Source organism: Pseudomonas sp. NFACC25, from assembly GCF_900100935.1.
GTDB classification, from domain to species: Bacteria; Pseudomonadota; Gammaproteobacteria; order Pseudomonadales; family Pseudomonadaceae; genus Aquipseudomonas; species Aquipseudomonas marginalis.
This window is the reverse complement of record NZ_FMUC01000013.1, coordinates 95,228-109,406: the sequence shown is the minus strand read 5'-3', so window position 1 is coordinate 109,406 and position 14,179 is coordinate 95,228. Positions and strand designations below refer to the sequence as shown.

16 protein-coding genes are annotated in these 14,179 nt (G+C 62.9%); 6 read left to right on the top strand and 10 right to left on the bottom strand.

Annotated elements, in window-relative coordinates; translation table 11 throughout:
* The first annotated feature begins 15 nt into the window (after positions 1–15).
* The 6 genes from hemA (at position 16) to BLQ09_RS24605 (ending at position 5,370) form a co-directional block, all read left to right on the top strand.
* Entirely contained in the window at positions 16–1,302 is a 1,287-nt protein-coding gene (hemA, locus tag BLQ09_RS24630) for a glutamyl-tRNA reductase (protein ID WP_027606885.1), read from the top strand.
* Positions 1,299–2,381 (top strand): peptide chain release factor 1, encoded by a 1,083-nt coding sequence (prfA, locus tag BLQ09_RS24625; protein ID WP_027606884.1) that lies wholly within the window; start codon positions 1,299–1,301, stop codon positions 2,379–2,381. The genes hemA and prfA overlap by 4 nt, the downstream gene beginning before the upstream one ends.
* Entirely contained in the window at positions 2,382–3,212 is an 831-nt protein-coding gene (gene prmC / locus BLQ09_RS24620; RefSeq protein WP_027606883.1) for a peptide chain release factor N(5)-glutamine methyltransferase, read from the top strand.
* Complete coding sequence (locus BLQ09_RS24615) at positions 3,206–3,961, top strand: molybdopterin-synthase adenylyltransferase MoeB (RefSeq protein WP_027606882.1); 756 nt, start codon at positions 3,206–3,208, stop codon at positions 3,959–3,961. Before prmC ends, BLQ09_RS24615 begins: the two co-directional genes overlap by 7 nt.
* Entirely contained in the window at positions 3,954–4,748 is a 795-nt protein-coding gene (murI, locus tag BLQ09_RS24610; protein WP_027606881.1) for a glutamate racemase, read from the top strand. Before BLQ09_RS24615 ends, murI begins: the two co-directional genes overlap by 8 nt.
* A 103-nt stretch (positions 4,749–4,851) precedes the next feature.
* Positions 4,852–5,370 carry an acyloxyacyl hydrolase gene (locus BLQ09_RS24605; RefSeq protein ID WP_027606880.1) on the top strand — a complete coding sequence of 173 codons (519 nt, stop codon included), beginning with the start codon at positions 4,852–4,854 and terminating at the stop codon, positions 5,368–5,370.
* A gap of 74 nt (positions 5,371–5,444) precedes the next feature.
* Here BLQ09_RS24605 and BLQ09_RS24600 read toward each other — a convergent pair whose 3' ends face one another.
* The 10 genes from BLQ09_RS24600 to BLQ09_RS24555 are packed head-to-tail and all read right to left on the bottom strand — an operon-like array spanning position 5,445 to position 14,132.
* Positions 5,445–5,750 carry a YkgJ family cysteine cluster protein gene (locus BLQ09_RS24600; protein WP_027606879.1) on the bottom strand — a complete coding sequence of 102 codons (306 nt, stop codon included), beginning with the start codon at positions 5,748–5,750 and terminating at the stop codon, positions 5,445–5,447.
* Between the two features lie 54 nt (positions 5,751–5,804).
* Positions 5,805–6,284: a DUF2878 domain-containing protein gene (locus tag BLQ09_RS24595; RefSeq protein ID WP_092358852.1), complete on the bottom strand. Its 480-nt coding sequence runs from the start codon at positions 6,282–6,284 to the stop codon at positions 5,805–5,807.
* On the bottom strand, positions 6,277–7,548 hold the full coding sequence (locus BLQ09_RS24590; RefSeq protein WP_092358850.1) for an SAM-dependent methyltransferase: 1,272 nt from the start codon (positions 7,546–7,548) through the stop codon (positions 6,277–6,279). The genes BLQ09_RS24595 and BLQ09_RS24590 overlap by 8 nt, the downstream gene beginning before the upstream one ends.
* Complete coding sequence (locus BLQ09_RS24585; protein ID WP_092358848.1) at positions 7,535–8,344, bottom strand: DUF1365 domain-containing protein; 810 nt, start codon at positions 8,342–8,344, stop codon at positions 7,535–7,537. The genes BLQ09_RS24590 and BLQ09_RS24585 overlap by 14 nt, the downstream gene beginning before the upstream one ends.
* The gene (locus BLQ09_RS24580; RefSeq protein ID WP_092358846.1) at positions 8,341–9,588 is read right to left on the bottom strand and encodes an NAD(P)/FAD-dependent oxidoreductase; all 1,248 of its coding nucleotides are present in this window, start codon (positions 9,586–9,588) and stop codon (positions 8,341–8,343) included. Before BLQ09_RS24580 ends, BLQ09_RS24585 begins: the two co-directional genes overlap by 4 nt.
* A complete protein-coding gene (locus BLQ09_RS24575; protein WP_092358844.1) occupies positions 9,585–10,367 on the bottom strand; it encodes an SDR family NAD(P)-dependent oxidoreductase in 783 nt (260 codons plus the stop codon). The genes BLQ09_RS24580 and BLQ09_RS24575 overlap by 4 nt, the downstream gene beginning before the upstream one ends.
* Positions 10,364–10,786 carry a nuclear transport factor 2 family protein gene (locus BLQ09_RS24570; RefSeq protein ID WP_027606873.1) on the bottom strand — a complete coding sequence of 141 codons (423 nt, stop codon included), beginning with the start codon at positions 10,784–10,786 and terminating at the stop codon, positions 10,364–10,366. Before BLQ09_RS24570 ends, BLQ09_RS24575 begins: the two co-directional genes overlap by 4 nt.
* Positions 10,779–12,221, bottom strand: a complete 1,443-nt coding sequence (gene phrB, locus BLQ09_RS24565; RefSeq protein ID WP_092358842.1) for a deoxyribodipyrimidine photo-lyase — start codon at positions 12,219–12,221, stop codon at positions 10,779–10,781. The genes BLQ09_RS24570 and phrB overlap by 8 nt, the downstream gene beginning before the upstream one ends.
* The gene (locus tag BLQ09_RS24560; RefSeq protein WP_027606871.1) at positions 12,222–13,151 is read right to left on the bottom strand and encodes a MerR family transcriptional regulator; all 930 of its coding nucleotides are present in this window, start codon (positions 13,149–13,151) and stop codon (positions 12,222–12,224) included.
* Positions 13,152–13,166: 15 nt separating this feature from the next.
* On the bottom strand, positions 13,167–14,132 hold the full coding sequence (locus BLQ09_RS24555) for a YbgA family protein (protein ID WP_027606870.1): 966 nt from the start codon (positions 14,130–14,132) through the stop codon (positions 13,167–13,169).
* Positions 14,133–14,179 lie beyond the last annotated feature (47 nt).

The following is a 14,179-nucleotide window of genomic DNA, read 5'->3' as shown; positions in this document are numbered from 1 at the left end:
CATCAGCGATATTGAATGGCCTTCCTCGCACTCGGTATTAACCACAAGACTGCTTCCGTAGACGTGCGCGAGCGCGTGGCGTTTACGCCAGAGCAGTTGGTTGAGGCCTTGCAGCAGCTCTGCCGTCTCACCGACAGCCGCGAAGCTGCGATCCTTTCGACCTGCAATCGCAGTGAGCTTTATATAGAGCAGGAACATCTCTCGGCGGATGTGGTACTGCGCTGGCTGGCCGATTATCACCATTTGAGCCTCGACGACCTGCGCGCGAGCGCCTATGTGCACGAAGACGATGCGGCAGTTCGTCACATGATGCGCGTGGCATCCGGTCTCGATTCGCTGGTGTTGGGCGAGCCGCAGATCCTGGGCCAGATGAAATCCGCCTATGCCGTGGCGCGCGAGGCCGGTACCGTCGGTCCGCTGCTGGGGCGTCTGTTCCAGGCCACCTTCAATTCCGCCAAGCAGGTGCGCACCGACACCGCCATCGGTGAAAACCCGGTGTCCGTGGCGTTTGCCGCCGTCAGCCTGGCCAAGCAGATCTTCAGCGACCTGCAGCGCAGCCAGGCGCTGTTGATCGGCGCCGGTGAGACCATCACCCTGGTTGCCCGCCACCTGCATGACCTGGGCGTAAAGCGCATCGTGGTCGCCAACCGTACCCTGGAGCGCGCCAGCATTCTCGCCGAGCAGTTCGGCGCCCATGCGGTGCTGCTGTCGGACATCCCGGCCGAACTGGTGCGCAGCGATATCGTCATCAGCTCCACCGCCAGCCAGCTACCGATCCTCGGCAAGGGCGCGGTGGAAAGCGCGCTGAAACTGCGCAAGCACAAGCCGATCTTCATGGTGGACATTGCCGTTCCCCGGGATATCGAGCCCGAAGTCGGCGAGTTGGACGACGTTTACCTCTATAGCGTCGACGATCTCCATGAAGTGGTCGCCGAAAACCTCAAGAGTCGCCAGGGCGCTGCCCAGGCGGCTGAAGAGATGGTCAGCGTCGGTGCCGAAGAGTTCATGGTGCGCCTGCGTGAGCTGGCGGCGGTGGACGTGCTCAAGGCGTATCGTCAGCAGGGCGAACGCCTGCGTGATGAAGAGTTGATCAAGGCCCAGCGCCTGCTCGCCAACGGCAGCAGCGCCGAGGAGGTGCTGATGCAACTGGCCCGCGGCCTGACCAACAAGTTGCTGCATGCGCCCAGCGTACAATTAAAAAAACTGACTGCCGAAGGCCGCCTCGATGCGCTGGCCATGGCCCAGGAACTCTTTGCCCTCGGTGAGGGCGCGCCCAGCTCTTCGGATAAAAAATCGCAATGAAAGCGTCACTGCTCAATAAACTGGACGTGCTCCAGGACCGTTTCGAAGAACTGACCGCCTTGCTCGGCGACGGCGAAGTCATTTCCGATCAAACCAAGTTCCGCGCCTATTCCAAGGAATACGCCGAAGTTGAGCCCATTGTGGCCACGTACAAGAATCTCACCAAAGTGCAGGCCGACCTTGAAGGCGCCCAGGCGCTGCTCAAGGACAGCGACCCGGACATGCGTGAAATGGCCGTGGAAGAAGTCCGCGAGGCCAAGGAAAAGTTGGCCGAGCTGGAAGGTGACCTGCAGCGCATGCTGCTGCCCAAAGACCCCAACGACGGGCGCAATGTGTTCCTTGAAATCCGTGCCGGCACCGGCGGTGATGAAGCGGCGATTTTCTCCGGCGACCTGTTCCGCATGTATTCGCGTTATGCCGAGCGTCGCGGTTGGCGGGTCGAGATCCTGTCCGAGAACGAAGGTGAGCACGGCGGCTATAAAGAAGTCATCGCGCGGGTCGAAGGCGACAATGTCTATGGCAAGCTGAAGTTCGAGTCCGGTGCCCACCGTGTGCAGCGGGTTCCCGCAACGGAATCCCAAGGTCGCATCCACACCTCGGCCTGCACCGTGGCCGTGTTGCCCGAGCCGGACGAGCAGGAAGCCATCGAGATCAACCCGGCCGACCTTCGGGTCGATACCTACCGCTCGTCGGGCGCCGGTGGCCAGCACGTCAACAAGACGGACTCGGCGATTCGTATCACCCACTTGCCGTCGGGCATCGTGGTGGAGTGCCAGGAAGAACGTTCCCAGCATAAGAACCGTGCACGGGCCATGTCCTGGCTCTCGGCCAAGCTCAATGACCAGCAGACCAGCGCCGCCGCCAACGCGATTGCCAGCGAGCGCAAATTGCTGGTGGGCTCGGGCGACCGCTCCGAGCGCATCCGTACCTACAACTTTGCCCAGGGCCGGGTCACCGACCACCGGGTCAACCTCACCCTTTATTCCCTGGACGAGATTCTCGCCGGTGGCGTGGATGCGGTGATCGAGCCACTGCTCGCCGAATACCAGGCCGATCAGCTGGCGGCGATAGGTGAATAAATGACCATTATCGCCAGCCTGTTGCGCGCCGCCGACCTGCCCGACTCGCCCACGGCGCGCCTGGATGCCGAGTTATTGCTGGCGGCGGCCTTGGGCAAGTCCCGCAGCTACCTGCACACCTGGCCGGAAAAAATCGTCAGCAGCGAACACGCCCTGGCGTTTGCCGGCTACCTGCAACGCCGCCGCGCCGGCGAGCCGGTCGCCTATATCCTCGGTCAGCAAGGTTTCTGGAAGCTGGACCTGGAGGTCGCGCCCCACACGCTGATCCCGCGTCCGGACACCGAGCTGCTGGTGGAAGCGGCCCTGGAATTGTTACCGGCCACACCGGTCAAGGTCCTCGACCTCGGTACTGGCAGCGGCGCCATCGCCCTGGCCCTTGCCAGCGAGCGTCCGGCCTGGCACGTCACGGCCGTCGATCGCGTGCTGGAAGCCGTGGCGCTGGCCGAGCGCAATCGCCAGCGCCTGCACCTCCATAACGCCACGGTGATCAACAGTCATTGGTTCAGCGCCCTGGCAGGCCACGCCTACGACCTGATCATCAGCAACCCGCCCTACATCGCCGCCAACGATCCGCACCTGGTGGCGGGCGATGTGCGTTTCGAGCCGGCCAGCGCCTTGGTGGCGGGCCATGATGGCCTGGATGACCTGCGGTTGATCATCGCCCAGGCCCCGGCCCACCTGAACGCGGCGGGTTGGCTGCTGCTGGAGCACGGTTACGACCAGGCTGGCGCGGTGCGCGACCTGTTGCTGAGCCAAGGCTTCGAGCAGGTGCACAGCCGCATCGACCTTGGCGGTCACGAACGCATCTCCCTGGGACGCCGGCCGTGCTGACCGATCAGGAGCTGTTGCGCTACAGCCGACAGATTCTGTTGCAGCATGTCGACATCGACGGCCAATTGCGCCTGAAAAACGGCCGCGCGTTGATCGTCGGCCTCGGTGGCCTGGGTGCCCCGGTGGCGATGTACCTGGCCGCCGCGGGTGTCGGTGAGTTGCACCTGGCGGATTTCGACACCGTCGACCTCACCAACCTGCAACGCCAGATCATCCATGACACCGACAGCGTCGGGCAGGCCAAGGTCCATTCGGCCATGCGCCGCCTGAGTGCCCTCAACCCCGAAATCACTTTGGTCGCCCATCCCATCGCGCTGGATGCCGATACCTTGGCGGCGGCGGTGGCGGGTGTGGACGTAGTGCTCGATTGCAGCGACAACTTCTCCACCCGCGAGGCCGTCAATGCTGCCTGTGTGGCGGCGGCCAGGCCATTGATCAGCGGCGCGGCGATCCGGCTTGAAGGGCAACTGTCGGTGTTCGATCCACGTCGTGCCGAAAGCCCGTGCTATCACTGTTTATACGGGCATGGCAGCGACACTGAACTGACCTGCAGCGAAGCGGGTGTGGTCGGCCCACTGGTGGGCCTGGTCGGTAGCCTGCAAGCCCTGGAGGCCTTGAAGTTGCTGGCGGGTTTCGGCGAGCCGTTGGTGGGCCGCTTGCTGCTGATCGATGCGTTGACCACGCGTTTTCGCGAACTGCGGGTCAAGCGTGATCCCGCTTGCAGTGTCTGCGGGACACAACATGGGTAAGGACGCGCCAATCGGTGTGTTCGATTCCGGCGTCGGCGGCTTGTCGGTGCTGGCTGAGATTCAGCAATTGCTGCCCCATGAGTCCCTGTTGTACGTGGCCGATTGCGGGCATATCCCCTACGGCGAGAAAACCCCGGCGTTCATTCTTGAGCGTTCCCGGTCTGTCGCCGAATTTTTCCGCGAGCAGGGCGCCAAGGCTTTTGTGATCGCCTGCAACACCGCAACCGTGGCGGCCGTCGCGGATTTGCGCCAGGACTACCCCGATTGGCCCCTGGTGGGCATGGAGCCCGCGGTCAAACCCGCCGCGGCGGCCACGCGCAGTGGCGTGGTCGGGGTGCTCGCCACCACCGGCACCCTGCAAAGCGCCAAGTTCGCCGCGTTGCTCGATCGGTTTGCCACCGATGTGCGGGTGATCACCCAGCCGTGCCCGGGCCTGGTGGAGCTGATTGAAACCGGTGATCTGGACAGCCCGGCCCTGCGTCAGTTGTTGCAGGGCTATATCGACCCGCTGCTCAGCGCCGGCTGCGACACCATCATCCTCGGCTGTACCCACTATCCCTTCCTCAAGCCGCTGCTGGCGCAGATGCTGCCCGCCAGCATCATCCTCATCGACACCGGCGCTGCTGTCGCGCGACAGCTCAAGCGTTTGCTGGGTGAACGCGAACTGCTGGCCCTCGGCGATCCTGAGCCTGCACAGTTCTGGACCAGTGGTGATGTGTATCACCTAAGAAATATCCTACCGACACTATGGAAACATTCTGCAGTTGTGCGAAGCTTCGGGTCGTGAAAATTTCGTGAAATGTCGCTGAACTTCTGAGTGTGCGTCAGCTTCTATAGCGAGATGGCCTGTAAAAATTCATACAAACTTTGTTTTCAAAGGACTGTTTCTTATGAAGCGCTTGTTCTGTTTGGCCGCGATTGCGGCCGTAGTGGTGGGACACTCTGTTTCGGCCCAGGCTGCAGGCCTGGAGTTTGGGGTGGGCAGTACCAGCGATTCGACGTTGACCTATCGGCTGGGCCTGACCTCGGATTGGGATAAAAGCTGGATGCAGAGCGACGTCGGTCGCCTGACCGGCTATTGGAGCGGCGCCTATACCTATTGGGAGGGTGATGACCGTGCAGGTGCCAGCAGCCTGTCGTTCTCGCCGGTATTTGTGTATGAGTTTGCCGGCCAGTCGGTCAAGCCCTACATCGAAGCCGGGATTGGCGTGGCAGTGTTTTCCCGTACCAAGCTGGAAGACAACAACATCGGCCAGGCTTTCCAGTTCGAAGACCGCCTGGGCTTTGGCCTGCGCTTCACCGGTGGGCATGAAGTCGGCATTCGCGCCACGCACTACTCCAATGCCGGGATCAGCAGCAATAACGATGGTGTAGAAAGCTACTCGCTGCACTACACCATGCCGCTGTAATTCCCAGGAACGCTGCAAGACAGTGTGGGAGGGGGCAAGCCCCCTCCCACATTAAGGTCCTCACTGGCCTGAGATCAGCGGTAGGCCGTGGCGATGCCTTCGCGTTCGGTCAGGCACTCCGGTGCACCCATCTCGAACTCCCGGCAAATCAACGGCCGACGTTCGTAAATCGTGCACATCATCGTGTCCCGATCCAGCGCCGCGCACCAGCCGTCATCCAGGCGCAGCATCACTTCACCGCCCCAATCGTCAGTGTCGATATAGCGCTCCGGCACGCCGGTGTCGGTGATCAGCATCACTTCCAACTGGCAGCAGCAGGCCGCGCAGGTCGAGCAGGTGACGGCGGGTTCGGTGATCTGGATGTGGGGGATGTTGGTCATAGGCGCGCAGTGTAAGGCAAGCGGGTGACGCAGGTGTGAAAGGTCTGACAGGCGTCAGCGCGCCAGCCGATGCAGTCCGACGAACACCGCCGCCCAAAGCAGCGCCAGCCCCGCCAGGGTGGGTAGCAGTGGGTAGCCAAAATGCACGCCCGCCAACTGGCTCCCGGCGTAATACGACAACGGCCCCCCGATCGCCCCCAATGCGGCCGCACGCCACCAGGGCCGTGCACTCCAGGCCAGGCAATGGCGCAGGGTGGTGGCCAGCACCGCCCACAGCAGGATCAGCCAAAAGGGAATCAGCGGTCCGGGCTCGCTGAAGTGAAACACCCCCAGGCTGCGCAGCAACGTATCCAGTACCGTGCCCAGCAGCGTCACGCGGATAATCAGCGCGCCGTCGGTGGCCCACGAACTTATCCACAGCAGGTGGATTGCCAGCCCCGCCAGCCCCACCAGCAACCAAGGGCTATCGCCACCGAGTACGCAGGCAAACCACCCGCACTGGAACAGCACGGCATTGATCAGTGGTTTAAGCACTGAAGCGCCCGAGCAACGGAGGGTTGATGGCCGACGGTTTGGCCAACAGCAATTGCGCCGTGCCAATGGTGCGCTCCATAAAGCCGCCCTCGCAGTAGCACAGGTAAAACTCCCACAGTCGCAGGAAATATTCGTCGTAGCCCAACTCCGTCAGGCGGCCGTGGGCGTGGCGAAAGTTCTCGTGCCACAGGCGCAGGGTTCGCGCGTAGTGCAGGCCGAAGTCCTCCATGTGCAACAGGTTCATGTCGGTGTCGCGGCTGACGATATGCAGCATGTTCTGCACACTGGGCAGGGCGCCGCCGGGGAAGATATAGCGCTGGATAAAGTCGACGCTGTTCTTCGCCTGCTCAAAGCGTTGCTCACGGATGGTGATGGCTTGCAGCAACATCAGGCCATCACGCTTGAGCAGGTGCGCGCACTGCTTGAAGTAGGTCGGCAGGAACCGATGGCCCACCGCTTCGATCATTTCGATGGACACCAGCTTGTCGTACTCGCCGGTCAGGTCGCGGTAGTCCTGCAGCAATAACGTGACCTGGTCTTGCAGGCCCAAGGCGGCGATGCGTTTTTCGGTGTAGGCGAACTGCTCTTTGGACAAGGTCGTGGTGGTGACTTTGCAGCCGTACTGCTGCGCCGCATACAGCGCCATGCTGCCCCAGCCGGTGCCGATTTCCAGCAGATGATCGGTGGGCTTGAGCGCGAGCTTCTGGCAGATGCGTTGCAGTTTGTTCAGTTGCGCCTGTTCCAGGCTGTCGTCGGGCGTCAGGAACTGCGCGGCCGAATACATCATGGTCGGGTCGAGGAATTCTTCGAACAGCTCATTGCCGAGGTCGTAGTGGGCGGCGATGTTTTTCTGCGAGCCCTTGCGCGTGTTGCGGTTGAGCCAGTGCAGGCCTTGGGTGAACGGCCGTGCCAATCTCGCCAGGCCACCCTCCATTGCATCGAGCACATCCAGGTTACTCACCATCACCCGCACCACCGCCGTCAGGTCCGGGCTGGTCCAATAGCCGTGGATAAAGGCCTCGCCCGCACCGATGGAGCCGTTGGCCGCCACCAGCCCCCAGACCGCCGAATCGACAATCTGGATTTCCCCCAGCAGGTGCGCTTCCCGTGCGCCGAATACTTGGCGCTCGCCGTCCTCGATCACCACCAACTGGCCATGGCGCAGTTGGCTGAGTTGGCGCAGCACGCCCTTGCGCAGCAGCGCACTGGTCATGCCGTTGACGTTCAGGCGGTGGGTCTTGACCGATAAGCTAGGGGATTTCATGGCGGCGATCCTTGGTGTACCCGACAGCTGTGCGAGAGGCGCCGTCGGCGGCCTGATGGGAAAAAATCGGTGTGCGCTTGAGCAACAGGCGCAGGGCCTGCCAATAAATGGCCAGGCAGGTCTTGGCGGTCATCCACGGAAAGCGCCACAGGTAACGGTGCAGGCTGGCGCGGTTCAGCGTTTCCCTGTGCAGGCTCAAGGTGGCGTCGAAGACTTTCACGTCGCCCTGCCAATCGGCCATGTGCACGCCGAGCCTGGTGGCGGGCGGGCTGAAGCTCATGCGGTATTCCAGGTCGCGCGGCAAAAACGGCGACACGTGAAACGCCTTGGCCACGGCGAAGTGCTGGTGTTCATCCGCGCCGAGGGCCTGGGCCGGCAGCACGTAGTGATAGCGCTCGCGCCATGGGGTGTTGGTCACTTCGCACAGGATCGCGGCCAGTTGCCCATCGGCCTCGAAGCAGTAGAAGAAACTCACCGGGTTAAAAGCCAGGCCCCAACTGCGGGCCTGGGTCAGCAGGCAGATAACGCCCAGGGGTGTATGCCCCAGGGCCTTGCCGACTTCCTGGCGCACGGCATCGGTCAAACTCATGCCGTGGCGCGTGAATTCACGCAGGTAGTCCTGCTCGCGAAAGCCGAAGGGCGCCAGGCGACTTGCACCGGCCAGGGGCGACAGCCCGAGCACTTCGTCTTGTTCGCTGAGGTCCAGATACAGCAGGCCGATGCGGTAGCGAAAGGCATGAGCCTTGGGGGCAAACCGCCGATGGGCGATCCAGCCGCTGTACAGGGCGCTGTTCACAGGCTTTCCCCGAAGGCTTCGGCTACGCGCAGGGCGCTGACGACGCCGTCTTCATGGAAGCCGTTGGCCCAATAGGCGCCGCAGTACCAGGTATGGCGGGTGCCGTTCAGTTCTTCCCAGCGTGCTTGTGCGGCCACGGCGGCCAGGCTGTATTGCGGGTGGGCGTAGGTATAGCGCGCGAGGATCTTCAGCGGGTTGATCATCGAGGTCTGGTTGAGGCTGACGCAAAAGGTGGTGGCGCTGTCGATGCCTTGCAGGATGTTCATGTCATAGGTGACAGCGGCCTGGGTCTGCGTGTCGCCGCTCAGCCGGTAGTTCCAGCTGGCCCAGGCCAGTTTGCGCTCGGGCAGCAGGCGCGTGTCGGTGTGCAGCACCACGTCATTGTCGGCGTAGGGCAGGGCGCCGAGGATCTCCTGCTCGGCCTGGCTTGGGTCGCCGAGCAGGGCCAGTGCCTGGTCGCTGTGGCAGGCGAACACCACCTTGTCGAAGGCTTCGGTGCCGGCGGCGCTGTAAATGATTACGCCCTCTGCGTCACGCTCGACCAGATGCACCGGGCAGTCGAGGCGGATCTGCTCGCGAAAGCTGCGGGTCAACGGTTCGATATAACGGTTGGAGCCACCTTCGATCACGCACCACTGCGGCCGATTGTTCACCGAGAGCAAACCGTGGTTCTTGAAGAAACGCACAAAGAACTGCAACGGGAAATCCAGCATGTCCGCCAGGGACATCGACCAGATCGCCGCGCCCATCGGCACGATGTAATGCCGGATAAACCGTGGCCCGTAGCCCCCGGCTTCGAGGTAGTCACCCAAGGTCATCTCGGTGCTGATGCGCTGCTCTTGCAGGTCCAGCGGGGCCTGGCGATTGAAGCGCAGGATGTCACGCAGCATGCCCCAGAAGCCCGGCGAGAGGATATTGCGGCGCTGGGCAAACAGGCTGTTGAGGTTGTTGCCGTTGTACTCGAAGCCGCTGCCCTGGTCGCACACCGAAAAGCTCATCTCGGTGGGTTTGAAGGTCACGCCGATCTGCCCCAGCAAGCGGATGAAGTTGGGGTAGGTCCAGTCGTTGAACACGATGAAGCCGGTGTCCACGGCATAGGGTTTGCCCTCGACGGTGACGTTGACCGTGTGGGTGTGCCCGCCGATACGGTCGCCGGCCTCGAACAGGGTGATGTCGTGGCGGCGGCTGAGCAGGTAGGCGCTGGTCAGCCCGGAGATGCCGCTGCCGATAATGGCGATCTTCACAGGTCGTCCTTTTTCGGTGGCGGGCTGCGCAACATGCGTTTGCCGATGATCAATTGCGCGCGGTTCGGCAGTTTCGACAGCGGCCACAGCGTGGCGATAAACAGTGCGGGGAAGGCGATCTCCAGCGGGCGTTTTTCCAGCTTGGCGAAGATATGCCGCGCGGCCTTGTCGGCTGGCCAGCTCAGGGGCATCGGGAAGTCATTGCGCTCGGTGAGTGGGGTGTCGACGAAGCCCGGGCTGATCACCGTGACATCAATGTTTTCGGTCGACAGGCTGATGCGCAGGGATTCGAACAGGTAGCGCAGCCCGGCCTTGGACGCGCCATACGCTTCGGCCCGTGGCATCGGCAGGTAGGTCACGGCGCTGGCGACGCCCACCAGGTGTGGCGTGCGCCCGGCGCGCAACAACGGCAGCGCCGCTTCAATGCAGTAACTGCTGGCCAGCAGGTTGGTGCGCACCACGTGTTCGATAATCGAGGCATCGAATTGCCTGGCGTCGACATATTCACAGGTGCCGGCGTTGAGGATGACGGTGTCGACCGAACCCCAGGCCGCGCCGATGTGTTCACCGATCTCGCGCACGGTCTGACTGTTGGTCAGGTCGCCGGCCACCACCAGCACCTGGCCGGGGTACCGTTGGGCGAGTGCTTCCAGCGGGCCTTTGGTGCGTGAACTGAGGGCCACGTGGGCGCCGCTGTTGAGCAGCTCCACGGCCAGCGCAGCACCGATGCCACTGCTGGCACCGGTCAGCCAATAACGACGGGGCGGCAGTGCGTTCATCCCACTCTCCTTTTCAACCAACTGACGACCCCACCCAACACGGGAAGGTGTTCGTACAACAGGGCGCCGGCGTCGAAGTAATCGCGGTGGCGGTACACCTTGTCACGCCACATCAAATGCGAGCAGCCCTCCACGCGGATGACCTTGCCTTTGCCCAGGCGCGGGTGGCAGAAACTCATGTTCCAGCGCAGGTAACCTTCGCCTTCGGCCACCTGGTCGAAACCATGGAAGTCGAAGCGCAGCTGGCTGACGTTGCTGTACAACTCGGCGAAATACGTGTGCAGCGCGGTCAGTCCATGGACTTCATGCAGTGGGTCAGTGAACGCGATGTCCTGGCTGTAGAGGCTGTCGAGCAGCTGCAGATTGTGCTTGTCCAGCGAGGCAAAGGCCTGGGCGAAGCGGCGCAGGAAGTCACTCATGTTCGGCGACCTCCTGGCGTGAAGGCAGGTTGCGAAAGGCTGCGAGGGCGCGTTCGCGGGATTTTTTCAGGTCGACAATCGCGCGCGGGTAATCCGCCACGCCAAACAGGCCGCCGAGCGCTTGCGGGTTGTGCACTTCCTTCTTGTTCAGCATGGCCAGCTCCGGCAGCCAGCGCTTGATAAACACGCCGTCGCCGTCGAATTTTTCCGACTGGCTCAGCGGGCTGAAAATCCGGAAATACGGTGCCGAATCGGTGCCAGTGGATGAACTCCATTGCCAGCCGCCGTTGTTGGCGGCGAGGTCACCGTCGATCAGGTGGCGCATGAAGAAGCGCTCGCCTTCGCGCCAGTCGATCAACAGGTTCTTGGTCAGGAACATCGCCACCACCATACGCAGGCGGTTATGCATCCAGCCGGTTTCCAGCAACTGGCGCATCGCGGCATCGATGATCGGCAGGCCGGTGCGCGCCTGTTGCCAGGCGGCGAGGTCCTCGGGCGCATCGCGCCAGGCCAGGGCTTCGGTCTCGGGACGGAAAGCGCGGTGACGGGAGACCCGTGGGTAGCCGACCAGAATGTGCTTGTAGAACTCACGCCATAACAGCTCGTTGATCCAGGTGATGGCGCCGATGTCGCCGCTTTCGAATTCGCCCTGGTTGGTCTGCAGGGCGGCGTGCAGGCATTGGCGCGGCGAAACCACGCCGGCGGCCAGGTAGGCGGAGAGCTGGCTGGTGCCGGGCTTGGCCGGAAAATCCCGTTCGTCTTTGTAGTAGCTGATCTGCTGGTCGGCAAAGGCGTCGAGGCGGCGGCGGGCTTCGTCTTCGCCGGCGGGCCAGAGGGCGCGCAAGGTGTCGCTGGGCGGTTCGAAGCCGTCGACCTGTTCGGGAATCGGATCGCTCTTGAGCGCGAGCGGGGCTTGGGCCTTGGGCGTTGCGACCCGACGCGGCAGGGCGCTGTGCAGGCGCGCGTAGCAGACCTTGCGGAACTGGCTGAACACCTGGAAGTAGGTGCCGGTCTTGGTCAGCACGCTGCCCGGTTGGAAAAGCAGTTGGTCCAGGTAGCTGTGGAACGTCACGCCGACGGCCTCCAGGGCCTTGGCAACGGCGGCATCGCGACGGCTTTCATGGATGCCGTATTCCTCGTTGACGTGCACCGACTCCACGGCCAGTTCCCGGCACAGTTGACTCAACACGGCGGGAACCTGATCCCAGTCAGCGGCATGGCGGATCAGCAAGGGAATGTTCAGGGCGCCCAGGGCCTGGCTCAAGTGCTGCAGGTTGCGCAGCCAGAAATCCACTTTGCAGGGGGCATCGTCATGGGCCAGCCATTGCTCGGGCGTGACCAGGTACACGGCCGCCACCGGGCCTCGCTGGCAGGCCGCGGCCAGGGCGGTGTTGTCGTGAAGGCGCAAGTCGGTGCGCAGCCAGATCAAGTGCATTTAGATAAGTCCACGCTGGATCAGGAGCTGATGGGCCGACAACGGGTCTTCGGCCACGAACAATTGCGCAATGTCTTGGGTTAATACGGACAGCTCGGTCTGGTGGATGCAGACCGTGGGTCCGACGAGCAGTTTTGCGCAATTGACGCCAGCCAGCAGCTTGCTCAGTGCCGGCAATTGCAGGGCCATGCTCGAATACAGGAGCACGGCGCGCGGTTGCAGGTGTTCCACCGCCAGGGCCAGCTCGCCGGTGGGCAACGGCCAGTCGAAGACTTCCACCGGGCAATCGGCGCTGCTGGCCAGCCAGGCGCTGAGCCACAGGTGCGGCTCCAGGGGCAGGTCGGAGTGGTTGACCAGCAGCAGCGGCGCGCCGTGCAACTGCCGGTTGTTGTGGTAGATGCGTGCACCGAACTTGCTGCGCAGCCAGGACAGGAAAAACACCCGCTCCATCTGTGCGCCAAACTGGCCTTGCCAGCGCTGTTCCAGCTCCTGCAGCAACGGCAGCAGCAATTGCTCGCACAGGGTGCGCGGCGGGTACAGCGCCATCGCCTGGTTAAACACATCGTCCACCCGGCGTTCGGCCAGTTCGCTGACGGCCTGTACCAGGTTCTGGCGCAAGGCGTGCCACTCGTTCTCGACGGCATCGGGAAGGGCCTGGGCGGAATCGATCAGGCCTTTGACCTGGCTGACCGGCACGCCGCGATTGAGCCAGGTGAGGATGGTGTGGATGCGTTGGACATGGTCCGCATTGAACAGCCGATGGCCCTTGGGGGTGCGCTGGGGCACGATCAGGCCATAACGGCGTTCCCAGGCGCGCAGGGTCACGGCGTTGACGCCGGTCTGGCGCGCCACTTCGCGGATCGGCAGCCAGCCGTCTTCGAGGGCTTGGGCGATGTCTGCGCCGGGTTCGTCTTGCAAGATAGCGGTCATGACGCTTTTCATGGTTTAGATCGCATTCCGCAGGCTGAGATTTTCCGGGTGCGGCTGCAAGTAGGCCTGCTGCGCGATGTAGCGGTCCGGGTGTTGGCGAAAGTGATGCTTGAGCAGAGTCAACGGCACCACGAGCGGCACGATGCCCTGGTGATACTGGCTGATGACTGTCTGCATTTCCTGTTTGTCATCGGCGCTGATGGCCTGCTTGAGGTAACCGCTGATGTGTTGCAGCACGTTGGTGTGGGTGCCGCGGGTGGCGCACTTTTTCAGGCCGGTCATCAAGTCGCTGAAATAGCAGGCGGCCACCTCGTCGAGGTTGACGTCCCTGGCCATGCTGCCGAGGCGGTGGCCCAGGCTCTTGTAGTGCATCAGGCTGTGGGCCATCAGCAAATACTTGTAGCGCGCGTGAAACGCCAGCAGGCGGTGGCGGGTCAGGCCCTCGGCCAGCAGTTGCTGCCAACTGGCGTAGACGAAGACGCGGGTCAGGAAGTTTTCCCGCAGTACCGGGTCATTCAGGCGGCCGTCTTCTTCCACAGGCAGGTTCGGGTGGCGCGCGCAGAACGCCTGGGCGTAGATGCCACGCCCGCCACCCTCCACCGGCGCTCCGTTTTCACGGTAGACCTTGACGCGTTCCAGGCCGCAGGACGGCGACTTCTGCATGAAGATGTAGCCGCACAGGTCGGTGTGTTCGGCGGCCATTTTGCGGCCGTATGCGTCCAGCGGCGCGGTGACATTCAGCTCGCGGTGTACGGTGCCGACGGCCTGGGGCTGTTCGGCATCGCCCACCAGGCGAATGGTTTCACGGGGGATACCCAGGCCGATCGCCACTTCCGGGCACAGCGGCACGAAGTCGAAGTATTCGGCGAGGACCTCGCTGCATAGCTGGGATTGCTTGTGACCGCCATTGAAACGCACGTTCTCGCCCAGCAGGCAGGCGCTGATGCCAATCTTCGGCTTGATGGACGGTGTGCTAGGCATGGCCAAACCTCTGCAAGATTCCTGTACAAGATCTGAAATCTGTACAA

What these genes read in the sequence shown, in the direction of transcription:
- hemA (WP_027606885.1), top strand. Translation starts at nt 16, where the DNA reads ATGGCCTTCCTCGCACTCGGTATTAACCACAAGACTGCTTCCGTAGAC.
- prfA (WP_027606884.1), top strand. Translation starts at nt 1,299, where the DNA reads ATGAAAGCGTCACTGCTCAATAAACTGGACGTGCTCCAGGACCGTTTC.
- prmC (WP_027606883.1), top strand. Translation starts at nt 2,382, where the DNA reads ATGACCATTATCGCCAGCCTGTTGCGCGCCGCCGACCTGCCCGACTCG.
- murI (WP_027606881.1), top strand. Translation starts at nt 3,954, where the DNA reads ATGGGTAAGGACGCGCCAATCGGTGTGTTCGATTCCGGCGTCGGCGGC.
- BLQ09_RS24605 (WP_027606880.1), top strand. Translation starts at nt 4,852, where the DNA reads ATGAAGCGCTTGTTCTGTTTGGCCGCGATTGCGGCCGTAGTGGTGGGA.
- BLQ09_RS24600 (WP_027606879.1), bottom strand. Translation starts at nt 5,750, where the DNA reads ATGACCAACATCCCCCACATCCAGATCACCGAACCCGCCGTCACCTGC.
- BLQ09_RS24590 (WP_092358850.1), bottom strand. Translation starts at nt 7,548, where the DNA reads ATGAAATCCCCTAGCTTATCGGTCAAGACCCACCGCCTGAACGTCAAC.
- BLQ09_RS24575 (WP_092358844.1), bottom strand. Translation starts at nt 10,367, where the DNA reads ATGAACGCACTGCCGCCCCGTCGTTATTGGCTGACCGGTGCCAGCAGT.
- BLQ09_RS24570 (WP_027606873.1), bottom strand. Translation starts at nt 10,786, where the DNA reads ATGAGTGACTTCCTGCGCCGCTTCGCCCAGGCCTTTGCCTCGCTGGAC.
- phrB (WP_092358842.1), bottom strand. Translation starts at nt 12,221, where the DNA reads ATGCACTTGATCTGGCTGCGCACCGACTTGCGCCTTCACGACAACACC.
- BLQ09_RS24560 (WP_027606871.1), bottom strand. Translation starts at nt 13,151, where the DNA reads ATGACCGCTATCTTGCAAGACGAACCCGGCGCAGACATCGCCCAAGCC.
- BLQ09_RS24555 (WP_027606870.1), bottom strand. Translation starts at nt 14,132, where the DNA reads ATGCCTAGCACACCGTCCATCAAGCCGAAGATTGGCATCAGCGCCTGC.